Annotated in this window: 12 protein-coding genes; 5 read left to right on the forward strand and 7 right to left on the reverse strand. The window is 47.0% G+C overall.

The window, feature by feature from the left end; translation table 11 throughout:
• Nucleotides 1-30 precede the first annotated feature (30 nt).
• The gene (gene murB / locus QUB66_RS08090; protein WP_265235075.1) at nt 31-987 is read left to right on the forward strand and encodes a UDP-N-acetylmuramate dehydrogenase; all 957 of its coding nucleotides are present in this window, start codon (nt 31-33) and stop codon (nt 985-987) included.
• A 506-nt stretch (nt 988-1493) separates the two neighbouring features.
• Nucleotides 1494-1841, forward strand: a complete 348-nt coding sequence (locus QUB66_RS08095; RefSeq protein WP_265235045.1) for a YbaB/EbfC family nucleoid-associated protein — start codon at nt 1494-1496, stop codon at nt 1839-1841.
• Nucleotides 1842-1948: 107 nt separating this feature from the next.
• Here QUB66_RS08095 and QUB66_RS08100 read toward each other — a convergent pair whose 3' ends face one another.
• Nucleotides 1949-2083 (reverse strand): hypothetical protein, encoded by a 135-nt coding sequence (locus tag QUB66_RS08100; RefSeq protein WP_332967284.1) that lies wholly within the window; start codon nt 2081-2083, stop codon nt 1949-1951.
• On the opposite strand from QUB66_RS08100, the gene QUB66_RS08105 reads away from it, so the two are divergent.
• A complete protein-coding gene (locus QUB66_RS08105; RefSeq protein WP_442923286.1) occupies nt 2082-2519 on the forward strand; it encodes a low molecular weight protein-tyrosine-phosphatase in 438 nt (145 codons plus the stop codon). The two genes, QUB66_RS08100 and QUB66_RS08105, sit on opposite strands and share 2 nt — an antisense overlap.
• Here the strand turns inward: QUB66_RS08105 and QUB66_RS08110 are convergent.
• The 4 genes from QUB66_RS08110 to QUB66_RS08125 all read right to left on the reverse strand — a co-directional run bounded on the left by QUB66_RS08110 (nt 2516) and on the right by QUB66_RS08125 (nt 6713).
• Entirely contained in the window at nt 2516-3928 is a 1413-nt protein-coding gene (locus tag QUB66_RS08110; RefSeq protein ID WP_332967230.1) for a hypothetical protein, read from the reverse strand. The two genes, QUB66_RS08105 and QUB66_RS08110, sit on opposite strands and share 4 nt — an antisense overlap.
• Nucleotides 3929-3976: 48 nt before the next feature.
• Nucleotides 3977-4711: a response regulator transcription factor gene (locus QUB66_RS08115; protein WP_265235048.1), complete on the reverse strand. Its 735-nt coding sequence runs from the start codon at nt 4709-4711 to the stop codon at nt 3977-3979.
• A 72-nt stretch (nt 4712-4783) separates the two neighbouring features.
• Nucleotides 4784-6376: a glucose-6-phosphate isomerase gene (locus QUB66_RS08120; RefSeq protein WP_265235049.1), complete on the reverse strand. Its 1593-nt coding sequence runs from the start codon at nt 6374-6376 to the stop codon at nt 4784-4786.
• Between the two features lie 112 nt (nt 6377-6488).
• Nucleotides 6489-6713 (reverse strand): hypothetical protein, encoded by a 225-nt coding sequence (locus QUB66_RS08125; protein ID WP_265235050.1) that lies wholly within the window; start codon nt 6711-6713, stop codon nt 6489-6491.
• Nucleotides 6714-6984: 271 nt separating this feature from the next.
• Between QUB66_RS08125 and dusB the strand changes: the two genes are divergently transcribed.
• Nucleotides 6985-7995, forward strand: coding sequence for a tRNA dihydrouridine synthase DusB (gene dusB, locus QUB66_RS08130; RefSeq protein WP_265235051.1), 1011 nt, complete (start codon nt 6985-6987; stop codon nt 7993-7995).
• A 71-nt stretch (nt 7996-8066) separates the two neighbouring features.
• The gene (gene argF, locus QUB66_RS08135; protein WP_265235052.1) at nt 8067-8987 is read left to right on the forward strand and encodes an ornithine carbamoyltransferase; all 921 of its coding nucleotides are present in this window, start codon (nt 8067-8069) and stop codon (nt 8985-8987) included.
• Nucleotides 8988-9175: 188 nt separating this feature from the next.
• Here the strand turns inward: argF and QUB66_RS08140 are convergent, their stop codons facing one another.
• Nucleotides 9176-9760, reverse strand: coding sequence for a Uma2 family endonuclease (locus QUB66_RS08140; RefSeq protein WP_265235053.1), 585 nt, complete (start codon nt 9758-9760; stop codon nt 9176-9178).
• 276 nt (nt 9761-10036) lie between these two features.
• On the reverse strand, nt 10037-11656 hold the full coding sequence (locus tag QUB66_RS08145; RefSeq protein ID WP_332967225.1) for a family 10 glycosylhydrolase: 1620 nt from the start codon (nt 11654-11656) through the stop codon (nt 10037-10039).
• Nucleotides 11657-11735 lie beyond the last annotated feature (79 nt).

Raw genomic sequence — 11735 nt, forward strand, 5'->3', positions numbered from 1 at the left:
CAAGCGAATGTATTTTTAAGGATTTTCAAGATGGTGACTATCTCGAATGACTCCTCTGTTAAGGAAAATCGGCGAGTGTATTCTCCTATTTCTTTGCGGGGAACTGACTGTAAGATTAACTCCCAAGTGGCGCTGGCCGGTCTGACTTCCTTCCGAGTGGGCGGCCCGGCCGAGTGGTACGTGGCTCCCCGCAGTTTGGAGGATTTACAAGCGAGTTTTGCCTGGGCACACGATGAAGGAGTGCCGGTGACTCTGCTGGGCGCGGGTTCTAATCTGTTGGTGAGCGATCGGGGTTTGTCCGGTTTGGTCGTCGGCACTCGCTACCTGAAACAGGTAAATTTTAATGCAGAAACAGGTCAAGTTACAGCCGGGGCGGGGGAGTCAATCCCTCGTCTCGCTTGGTTGGCTGCTAAACGGGGCTGGAAAGGTCTCGAATGGGCGGTTGGTATACCTGGCAGCGTGGGAGGGGCTGTGGTGATGAATGCGGGGGCTCACAGGGGCTGTGCTGCTGATATTCTGGTCAATGCTCGCGTCCTATCCCCCGGTGGTAAGCTGGAAATTCTCACACCGGGAGATTTGGGCTATCGCTACCGGACTTCTCTGTTGCAAGGGGGCGATCGCCTGGTAACAGAAGCGACTTTCCAGTTGCAGCCAGGATTCGATCGATCGCAAGTAATGGCAGAAACTAATCACAATTTTAGCCAGCGGCGGACGAGTCAACCCTACCATCTGCCTAGCTGTGGCTCAGTTTTCCGCAACCCCAGCCCGAAGGCGGCAGGTTGGTTAATCGAACAAGCGGGACTGAAGGGATATCAGATCGGCGGCGCACAAGTAGCTCAGCGCCATGCTAATTTTATACTTAACTGCGGGTCGGCAACGGCCAATGATATTTTTCAAGTGATCCGCCACGTTCAACAGCAAGTCGAGCAGCGGTGGTCGCTGTTGTTGGAGCCAGAAGTTAGAATACTGGGAGAGTTCCCTTTCTAAGGCATCATTGAAGTAATACGAAGGCGGCAAACTGCCAGCCCACACACCATCAGAAACTAGCTGTCAGGAACTCTGGTCTAAAGACACGCTCGCTTGGTCGCGAGCAAGTCTCGAAGCAAGCTATTCTGACCAGCTATAGTCTTAACTGACTACGTTATTTAGGTCACGACACCCTGTGGATGCGAAGCTGTCCCCTGCTCTGTCGCTAGTGGTTAAACAGTTCTAAAGTCACGCTTTACAGTGCTGCTAGCCCTGCGCAAGCCCTGATAACATTGACCGACAAGCTAACATCACCCCGCTTTCGTAGGCTCTAATCGAGCAAACATTATGCGTACAGGGTTGTAAGGTTTGAGATGGTAATTGTCCCATCGAAAGTACACTACAAAAGTACACCTGATCGAACAACTCGCCCGGCGGTAATGGAAAGATTCAATGCGGTTAAAACCGCCTGGTCGTTTTTCTCTCAGGTCTAAAGACTCTGAGTTTCCCACTTACCTAGTGTTTTTATGACAAAATCAGGACAAGGATTTGGCTTCGGCCTGGGCAAAATGAAGGAACTGACTGAAGCTTTCAAAAAAGCTCAGCAGGTTCAAGAAGGAGCTAAAAAGCTCCAAGAAGAGTTGGATGTAATGGAAATTGAGGGAACTGCCGGCGGCGGCTTGGTTAAGGTTTTTCTCAGCGGCAACCAAGAACCCCGCCGGGTGGAAATTTCGCCGGATGCGATCGGTGAAGGTGCTGATGTGGTTTCTGAACTCGTCACGGTGGCGATGCTGGATGCTTACACTAAGTCTACGGCAACGATGCGGGAGAAAATGGAAGAACTCACCGGCGGACTGAATCTCCCTGGTTTCTAAGTCAGTTGGCAGTTGACAGTTGACAGTTGACAGTTGACAGTAGTCATTGGACTGTTAGCTGTTGACTGTTGACTAAAATCTTGTAACTACCAACTATTAACTGTTGACTAAAATCTGGTAACTGCCAACTGCCAACTAGCCACCGCCAACTGCCAATTAGCCACTGCCAACTGACTAATGACTAAATTATTGTTTGTCTGCCTGGGAAACATCTGCCGATCGCCCTCAGCAGAAAATATCATGAATCACTTAATAAAAAAAGCTGGTTTGGGCGATCGCATCACCTGCGATTCGGCTGGAACTGCCGGCTATCACATTGGTAGCCCCCCTGACAGCCGGATGGCGTTGGCAGCGAGGAAGCGAGACATTGAATTGTTAGGCGCAGCCCGCCAATTTAAAAAGAAAGATTTTGAAGATTTCGATTTGATTCTGGCGATGGATCGGGACAATTATCGGAATATTCTTGCTGTTGATACTGCGGGGAAATACAAAGATAAAGTGCGCTTGATGTGCGATTTTTGCCAGCAATACGACCTGAAAGAAGTTCCCGATCCTTACTATGGTGGGCCGGAGGGATTCGATCGGGTAATTGATTTGCTGATGGACGCTTCGGAGGGTTTGTTGGAGTATGTTATCAGTCAAGAAAAATTCCGAGTTAGCGGCAAGCAATCAATTTAAAAAAGTGCCTTCTTCCGCCCGAATATTAGCAATACTGTAGGGGGGACAACGCTGACAAAACTCGTCACTAGGGATATCAGATTTTTTCCAGCACCCCCTCCCAAGAGGATACTTGGTGACAAACAAAAAGTTAAACTTGTCAATACAAAATTGGGAGAATTGATACTTAAAGCAGCAATTGGCAGCAAAATTGATGGATACCAAGGCATTAGCCAAGGTGTAGCAAACAAAAACAAAGTTAGAGTCGTCCATCCAATATCTGATACCAAATTAATTGCCGAATCATTTTTGCGGAAATATGATTTAATTAACGTCCCTGCATAGTAAAGTATCCAGCTTAAATACGCAAAATATTTGAGGAATGATAAAATACTTTCCCTGGCTTCAACAGTTACATTGGGGAAAAAATTCAGAAATAAATTGATAGCATGGTGAAACGATCGAGCTGTAGCCCCCGACACTCCTGGATTTAACAAACTTCTCCAAGCTGAAACTGTTGGCAGAAATGTATAAGTTACCACCACGATAATTAATAAAGAAAGTAAGATTAATACTGCTAAATCTCTCCACCGACGGTGCTTGCAGAGAAAGACAAAAACTAAGGGCAGCCAAATAATAGGCAATGTTTTGACGAGAAAACCCACCCAAATTGCTAAAACTGCCAAAACATATCGCCGATAGTAAAGATATCCTATTAAAACAATCAATGTATTAGCAAGAAATACGTCAAGGTGAGCATTAGCGATCTGCTCGTTTAACAAAATTGGATTGATTAAATAGGCTATTGTTATGAGGTTACGGTTTTCATAGTTTGTTAGCAACCTCCAAATCAAGTAGGCATTGAGTGTATGTACCAAGACGCAGATTATTTTAAAAATATAAACTCCCAGTAGAGGGCTAATTGGTAAAGCAAGTGCTGATATAGCAAAAAAGAATAGAGAAACTGGGCCGTAGGTAGAAGTTTGCCGCCAGTGGAGGAAGGGAGATACGTTAGAAACAAATGTAGAGGAACTATTAAGATAAGGATTTATTTTATGTAAGCTCAACGATCCGTAATGCAAGTACAAATAAATATCACTGCTTGCGGGATAAGCTATGAGGGCAAGTGCCAGAAAGGGGATTGCATACTTGCAAATATCTAAAAAGCTGGAACTGGTCGCCTTTTTTTGAATTAACCAGATAATATATGTAACTGTTGCTATTAAGTAGGAACCGTTAATTAGAAGTCTGATGACACTGAAACGGCTGGTAGGGAAATCGTTATAGTTTTCTCCCCCCTGTAAAACGCTGTAAAACTTGGTGATTCCCATTGATGTCATGGAAATACAGAATATTATGGAAGCTGCTAATGCGACAGCATATAGAATTTTCTCATTTTTTAAGTAATTTTTGAGTGTGCTGTTATTCATATTTGTGGGCTAAGTGCAGGTAATTTTCGTGCCAAAAGCGGTTTGCGGTTATCTGACTAAATGGTGTTCCATCGCAAAGCGCACGAGTTCTGCACGGTTGTTTCTTTCAGTTTTTCTGAACAAGCTGCTAACGTGCTTTTCGATGGTGCGAGGACTGAGGTGGAGCCGATCGCCAATTTGAACATTAGAAAGACCTTCTGTCAGCAAATCTAGCACTTCCTGCTCTCGCTGCGTCAATTTCGGAGCATTTGGGCTTGGAGATGCACGCGCGGCGTAGCTCTCCCGTAGGGAATCACCCGTTTTTGACTTTTGAGTTAAAAAATCCGTTTCTGGCTTGTCATTGGCTCTGCTGCGTGCCTCTAATGGCATCGGTTCGGGTTCCGGGGAACGAGACGGTGCCTGAGCAATTAGAGCATAGCGATCGAGCAAAGAGCGAATTACCGCCCCCAATTCCTGGAGTTCAAAAGGCTTAGCCAGAAAATTGTCGCACCCCATCTGATAGCCACGAATCCGTTCCTCAGTGCTCGTGCGTTCCGTCAAAAAAATCACTGGCAGCAAGCGGAAAGCGGGACGAGTCCGAACTCGTCGCACAAATTCGTAGCCATCCATTTCGGGCATTGTAATGTCGGTAACAATCAAGTGGGGCTGAAATTCCTGTACCAACCCTAAAGCTTCTTTGCCGTTCTCAGCAGCGATCACAGAGTATCCGATAATTTCCAGATAATCGGTAATCGACAAGCGAGTCGCAAAATCGTCGTCAGCAACCAGAATCGTCAAGGGCATGGGGGGAAATTAAAAATTAAACATTAAAAATTAAAAGTGAGTAATTTCACTTTTAATTTTTTATTCTACTGTTTAATTCTCTTGATAAGTTGCAGTTAAAGTAACAGGCTGTGCTAAATTTCCCTCCAAAGCTACGCCGCGCCCGTTGGCGGCCAAATGCCGCAGAGTTTTGTAAATTGTCTCAATTTGCTCTGGGCTGCCGGCTTTTTTGGCTATTTCTGCTACAGATAGAGGTGTTTGGGCGTCTTTGAGCACTTGCAGTACCCGTTGCTGCAAGTCCAACACAGCAGCAGCGGCTTTTTTGCCTGCTTCCACCCCTGGCTGGTGATAGGCATTGACATTCACCAAGGAACCGTAAAAACCTACGGCTCTTTCGTAGAGGGCGATTAATGCTCCTACTGTCCGAGGGGTGACTTGGGGAATCGTGACTGTGATTGAATCTCGGTGATTTTCGTACAAAGCTTGTCGAGTTCCCTGCAACAAACCAGATAAATAATCTCCACAAGTGACTCCGGTTTCTACTTCCACAGAAATGCCTTGTCTGTCTTCCAATACTTCGATAAATGTTAGGAAGAAATTCGGCACGCCGTCTCGCAGTTGCTGGACGTAGGCGTGTTGATCGGTTGAACCTTTGTTGCCGTAAACTGCGATTCCTTGATGAACTATGTTGCCATCTAAATCTTTTTCTTTGCCTATAGATTCCATGACTAATTGCTGCAAATAGCGGCTGAACAATAGCAGGGAATCTTTGTATGGCAAAACTACCATGTCTTTTTCGCCACGTCCATTGCAGGCATCATACCAGGACATGGCTAAAATGGCGGCAGGATTGTGTTTAATGTCGGTAATTCTGGTAGCTGCGTCCATAACTTTCGCACCTTCGAGCATCGCCCGAATGTCGATGCCTTGCAAGGCTGCTGGCAAAAGTCCTACTGTTGAGAGTTCCGAAGTGCGTCCTCCCACCCAGTCTGCCATCGGGAAGGTGGTAATCCAGCCTTCGGATTTGGCTAATTTGTCTAGTTTGCTGTCTGTGCCGGTGATGGCAATTGCTTGTTTGGCGAAGTCGAGTTTTTGGGCTGCGAAGGCTTTTTGAACTTCGATCATGCCGTTGCGGGGCTCCGGGGTGCCGCCGGATTTGGAGATGGTAATTACTAGGGTGCTGGCGAGTTTGTCTTTGAGTTGGTTGAGGATGCGATCGATCCCAGCGGGATCTGTGTTGTCAATAAAATGAATTGCTAGGGGTGGAATGTCTGGTGATAGGGCTTCGGCGACGAATTGGGGGCCGAGGGCGGAACCGCCGATGCCGATCGAGATTATATCGGTAAATTGTGGAGCAAATGGCGGTTTGATATCGCGGCTTTGAATTTTTTTGACAAAATCTTCGACTTGTGCTATGCCTTCGACTATTTCTTGTTTTAATTCTGGAGTGGGAGCTAAATCGGGGTTTCGCAGCCAGTAGTGGCCCACCATGCGGTGTTCGTCGGGATTGGCGATCGCTCCTGCTTCTAAAGCTGCCATGTCTTTGAAAGCTTTGTCAAATTTGGGTTTCATTGCTGCTACGAAAGCGTCGTCGAACCCCATGCGGCTGACATCGAGGTAAAGTCCCAATCCCTCGTGATAGTAAAGCCAGTCTTGATAGCGTTGCCAGAGTGCTGCGGCGTCCATAGGAATTCTCTACAATTTTTATAATGTTCGATCGGCATCGTCGGGAATCCAACAATTGTAGTTTAAAACGATCTGATGTCATGATTTTGCAGCATCCCAATAAATTTAAGCATTAGTCGCCTGAAGGCTGAAGGCTGGGTGCGGCAGAATTAAACAATAAAAATATGACTTGGGTGGCACTTTTCGTAAGTAGATCGCCCATTGGTGGTAACGCCCCATAGATCGATCGCTCGTCAAGGGACAGTGGCATATAGATTGACGAGTTGTCCGGGTTGGGCTTTGGGTGCTGGTTTGACAATACTCGAATTCGGGCGATCGCCCGCTGTAAAATAGGCATTACAGTCTGGTTAAATATACTTTTAGCTGTCACTCAATCATCGGCTAAAAATATAATGAACAACTGTAAACTACCAAAATTGTAGTATAATATACAGCAATACGGTTCACTTAAGACTGATCCCCCCTAGCCCCCCTTCTTAAGGGGGGGACAAGAGTATTTTCAAAGTCCCCCTTCTTAAGGGGGATTTAGGGGGATCTCCGAGCAATAAACAGCGCTAACTGAACAGTATTGGAATATACAGATATTAGAATTCAAAGTGCGATCGACTATGCTTACTCTATCTCCCGAATTAAAAGAAAAATTAGCAACTCCGCTCAAAATCGGCGACTTTGAAGTCAAAAGCCGCGTCCTGCAATCGCCCTTATCCGGCGTTACAGATTTGGTATTTCGCCGCCTGGTGCGCCGCTACGCGCCGGATTCGATGATGTACACCGAAATGGTGAATGCTACGGGTTTGCACTACGTGAAGCAACTGCCGAGAATTATGGAAATTGACCCAAACGAGCGCCCAATTAGCATTCAATTGTTTGACTGTCGCCCGAATTTCTTGGCAGAAGCGGCGCAGAAAGCTGTGGCAGAAGGAGCGGATACTGTTGATATTAATATGGGCTGTCCGGTTAACAAAATTACTAAAAACGGCGGCGGTTCTTCTTTGCTGCGAGATCCCGAAAATGCCGAGGCAATTGTGCGGGCGGTTGTGGAAGCTGTAGATGTTCCTGTGACTGTTAAAACTCGCATCGGTTGGACGGATAAAGAAATTAATATTTTGGACTTTGCCAAGCGGATGGAAGATGCGGGAGCAAAAATGATTACTATCCACGGCCGCACTCGATCGCAAGGTTACACTGGCCCGGCAAAATGGGAGTGGATTCGCCGCGTTAAGGAAGTTTTATCGATTCCCGTTATTGGTAACGGAGACATTTTTTCAGTGGAAGCAGCGATGCGGTGTCTGGAAGAAACCGGCGCTGACGGAGTGATGTGTTCGCGGGGAACTTTGGGCTATCCTTTTATGGTGGGAGAAGTTGATTATTTCTTGAAAACTGGTGTGGAAAAGATACCTCCGACACCAATTGAACTCCTCGAATGTGCTAAGGAACATCTGCGGGGTTTGTGGGAATATAAAGGTGAAAGCGGTGTCTGTCAAGCGCGCAAGCACTTAACCTGGTATGCTAAGGGTTTCCCCGGTGCTGCTGAATTACGGGGCCTGTTGGCTGTGGTAGAAACGGTGGAGCAAGGTTGCGATTTGATCGATCGCGCGATCGATCAATTGCCCGCATAAACCTTGAAACAAAACCCGCCTCTGCCGGCTAAAATTTAAGACACAGTTAGAATTTTGTGTGTGGGGAAAGCATGGATTCATTAAAAGGGCGAGATTTATTAAGTCTGGCAGATTTAAGCATTGATGAATTAAATTATTTGCTGGATCTAGCAGCCAGTTTAAAATCAGGAATGGTCAAGCTGAAACGCAATAAAGTTCTCGGCTTGTTATTTTCCAAAGCTTCAACACGAACGCGGGTGAGTTTTACTGTGGCAATGTATAAATTGGGAGGGCAAGTAATTGACCTCAATCCCAACGTTACGCAAGTCAGCCGCGGCGAACCCTTGGTAGATACAGCCAGGGTTTTAGACAGATATTTGGATGTTTTGGCCATTCGGACTTTCGATCAAAAGGATTTAGCAACATTTGCCAATTATGCAAAAATTCCTGTGATTAATGCCCTGACAGATGACGAACATCCATGCCAAGTGTTGGCGGATTTAATGACAGTCAAAGAGTGTTTTGGTAAGCTGGAAGGAGTGACATTAACTTATTTTGGCGACGGTAACAACATGGCAAATTCGCTGATGTTAGGCTGTGCAATGACAGGGATGAATGTCAGAATTGCTTGTCCTGAAGATTTCCGACCAAATCCTGAGATTGTGGCAAAAGCTCAGGCAATTGCTAATGGAAAAACAGAAGTTATTGTGACTGCTGATGCGGCAGCGGCGGCGAAGAATGCTCAAGTTATTTATACTGATGTTTGGGCGAGTATGGGACAGGAAGAGGAAGCGAAACTCAGGATTCCTTTGTTTGAGCCTTATCAGGTAAATGAAAAACTTCTAGAGTTATCCGATCGCAATGCAATTGTACTGCACTGTTTGCCGGCACACCGGGATGAAGAGATTACGGATGCAGTAATTGAAGGTTCGCGATCGCGCGTTTGGGATCAAGCGGAAAATCGGATGCACGCTCAGCAAGCTTTGTTGGCTGCGATTCTCGAAAGCGATTAGATAAGATCAGATTAGACGGCGGTTGAAACCGCGTCTACACCGACAAAACCCAGATGGTGCGTGGGTTGAAGAGTAGGCGGTTAAAATTACGTGATATTCTGAGTCTTCCGTTATTTCAAGCGCCGTTTTATCTGAACCGTATTGGATTAAAATCGACTGCAATTATTGTATTAGTTTGATGGCGGTTTTCAATTTGATATAATCGGTGGCAGCATTTCCTGAATTGCGATATTAAAAGCGGGAAATTGCAGCGGTGAAATGCTCGCAATTTCCCCAATAATTACTTCGCTTTGATATCCATCTTCAGCGGGTTCTCTAAAAATGTGCAGTTGTCTGTCATTTACATTTAGTACCCAATAATCGGCAATTCCAGATCGCGCGTAGATTTTGGCCTTAATTTCGCGATCGTAAGCCAAGCTGCTGTCTGCCACTTCGATAATTAGATATACTTCTGAGGGAGTCGGATGGTGAGTGGCGTAGTCCAAGGGATCGATTCTGACTACGGCGATATCGGGTTCTGGTTCGGAATTGTCATCGAGGGCGATCGGATCTTGAGTATAGACAGCAGCCAGGTTTTCGAGAAGAGCGCGCAGAAGCGTCGCAGTGCGTCTAGTTGCGGAAGTATGGGCAGTTCCTTTTGCACTCATTCTGATAATATTTCCTGAAATTAATTCAACTCGTTCCTCTGGGTGAAAAAATCCCATCTCTCCCAGCTTCTGATATTCTTTAACTGTCCATTTGCGGAGCGTGAAAGGAGCTTCTGTACTCAGCATAGTTCCCTCGCTAATTGATAATTTTATTGTAACTCATATCTTAGATCAAATCCAGTAACATCGGAATTATGATTAGCAGAAATGATGAGACGGCAATGCCGTGTCCCTATAATATTATTTTGGGTAGAAATGAGGAGACGGCAATGCCGTGTCCCTACAATATTATTTTGGTTGGGTAGGGACACGGCACTGCCGTGTCGTCTATATTCTGGTGCAACCGGAATTGATATTTAACTGGTTCCCAGGCTCTGCCTAGGAACCACTAGAATGAGTAGATTAAGAGGCTCCGAAATTCACTTTTGTGACTCCGCCAGCGACAACATTAACTGTTTGTTGAATTTGACTACCGTCAACTTTCAACTGATAAGAACCGGGCGCAAGCTCGATCGCCCCAAACCATCCTTTACCATCGGCGCGCAGTTGTCGCACCTTCCTATTAGCATCGATCGCCTGCAATGTCAAACTCGCACCGTCGCAAGTTCGATCGCACTGCTGCAAATTTCCGGCGATCGCCCCAGCAGTAGGCCGCGACTTCCAAGGCATATCGGGAACCGCTGCCGGCATTGTCCACACCGGCTGAGTTTCAACGGTTCTGCCCGTAGCGCCGTCAACGTATTGACTCGGCTGCGAGAGGGCGGTGTAAAATAGATCGTTGCTTTTCGGCAGGTATTTCCAAGGCTGACGGGGTAAATCTCTGCTGTTGCCGCCAGTTCGCAGTTCAACGTTGGTGTACACGTTGCTGCTAGCGTAGGAATACAGGACAGTACCCGCAACGTGATTCCCAAGGGCTGAAGGGGCTTCGGCGCGGCGGACTTGCGAAAGGGTGTCTTCGATGTAGTTGAGGTAATTGCCGGGGCCGATCGCAATTTGGCGGTTGTACTGGTGGTTTTTGGCGTACTCGATCCAATTGTCGTAAGCGATTTTTTGCGATCGCTTGTATTCGCGCTGGTAAGTCATCGGCATCGCCATGTCGAGAATACCTTCTTCTAGCCAAGCGCGCCAATCTTGCAAGACTTCTTTGTAAGGTTGAGTTTGCATCCAGTCGCGATCGTTTTTCGGGCCGTCTCCCCAGGCGATGGTGGCGGCGGTAATTTTCACGCGCGGTTTAATTGCTAGGGCTTCTACATAAAGCTTTCGTACTAAATTTGTCACCTGATCGCGCCGCCACTGCATCCACAGGGGATCTGTGGGTGCGGGTTTGCCCGATCGACCGTTTTGCTGGTTGAAACGGGCGATCGAAGTCGGATTGTAGCCCCAATTCGGCCCAGCGTAGCGCACGTAATCCAACTGTACGCCATCCACATCGTAGCGCTTCAGCAAGTCCAAATAGACGGAAACAGTATAATCTAGGGCGTCTGGATTACCGGGATCGAGGAAACCTTTAGCTTCGCCGCCCGAAGTCAGCATCGCCCAATTGTCCTTTCCTGAGGCATTGGGCCCGTGTTTTTGCCAAACGTGACCGGCGGGAAGTTTGCCACCGGAAACTACTGGTAGCGTCACCATCCAAGCGTATACTTCTATACCTGCGGCGTGGGCTTTGCCGATCAAATCTTGCAGGGGATCGAAACCTGCTGGAACATTGGGATCGGTGGTGCGGGGTTCGATCGCGCTCGTATAAAAAGCATCGCCACGGCGGCGGACTTGGGCAACGATCGCGTTGGCATTAGCCCTCTGCGCGTCTGCAATCAACTTTGTGACTTCTTGAGGGGTTTTGAAACCTGGGTTGAATGCGTCCACCCAGAAGGCCCGAAATTCGCTGGTTTGGGTTTGTGGGGGGAGAGTTGCGATCGCCCGTGAAGGGAACAAGTTTGATAACCAACCGGGAGTCAGCAGAAAACTGATTGTTAAGCCGATCGAGAACAGGCTTGACAAAAAGAATGTTTTGGTTTTTCGCATGAGGAATGTGTGAGAGAGCGTTTAACTGTCCTTTACGGACTTTTGGTTTGAGCGTCCGCTTGACATTTTCGCACATCGG

Origin of the sequence: Microcoleus sp. A2-C3, assembly GCF_036706065.1 — a bacterium.
In the GTDB taxonomy this organism is placed as follows: Bacteria; Cyanobacteriota; Cyanobacteriia; order Cyanobacteriales; family Microcoleaceae; genus Microcoleus.

What these genes read in the sequence shown, in the direction of transcription:
- murB (WP_265235075.1), top strand. Translation starts at nt 31, where the DNA reads ATGGTGACTATCTCGAATGACTCCTCTGTTAAGGAAAATCGGCGAGTG.
- QUB66_RS08105 (WP_442923286.1), top strand. Translation starts at nt 2,082, where the DNA reads ATGAATCACTTAATAAAAAAAGCTGGTTTGGGCGATCGCATCACCTGC.
- dusB (WP_265235051.1), top strand. Translation starts at nt 6,985, where the DNA reads ATGCTTACTCTATCTCCCGAATTAAAAGAAAAATTAGCAACTCCGCTC.
- QUB66_RS08100 (WP_332967284.1), bottom strand. Translation starts at nt 2,083, where the DNA reads ATGATATTTTCTGCTGAGGGCGATCGGCAGATGTTTCCCAGGCAGACA.
- QUB66_RS08140 (WP_265235053.1), bottom strand. Translation starts at nt 9,760, where the DNA reads ATGCTGAGTACAGAAGCTCCTTTCACGCTCCGCAAATGGACAGTTAAA.
- QUB66_RS08120 (WP_265235049.1), bottom strand. Translation starts at nt 6,376, where the DNA reads ATGGACGCCGCAGCACTCTGGCAACGCTATCAAGACTGGCTTTACTAT.
- QUB66_RS08145 (WP_332967225.1), bottom strand. Translation starts at nt 11,656, where the DNA reads ATGCGAAAAACCAAAACATTCTTTTTGTCAAGCCTGTTCTCGATCGGC.
- QUB66_RS08125 (WP_265235050.1), bottom strand. Translation starts at nt 6,713, where the DNA reads ATGCCTATTTTACAGCGGGCGATCGCCCGAATTCGAGTATTGTCAAAC.
- QUB66_RS08115 (WP_265235048.1), bottom strand. Translation starts at nt 4,711, where the DNA reads ATGCCCTTGACGATTCTGGTTGCTGACGACGATTTTGCGACTCGCTTG.
- QUB66_RS08095 (WP_265235045.1), top strand. Translation starts at nt 1,494, where the DNA reads ATGACAAAATCAGGACAAGGATTTGGCTTCGGCCTGGGCAAAATGAAG.
- QUB66_RS08110 (WP_332967230.1), bottom strand. Translation starts at nt 3,928, where the DNA reads ATGAATAACAGCACACTCAAAAATTACTTAAAAAATGAGAAAATTCTA.
- argF (WP_265235052.1), top strand. Translation starts at nt 8,067, where the DNA reads ATGGATTCATTAAAAGGGCGAGATTTATTAAGTCTGGCAGATTTAAGC.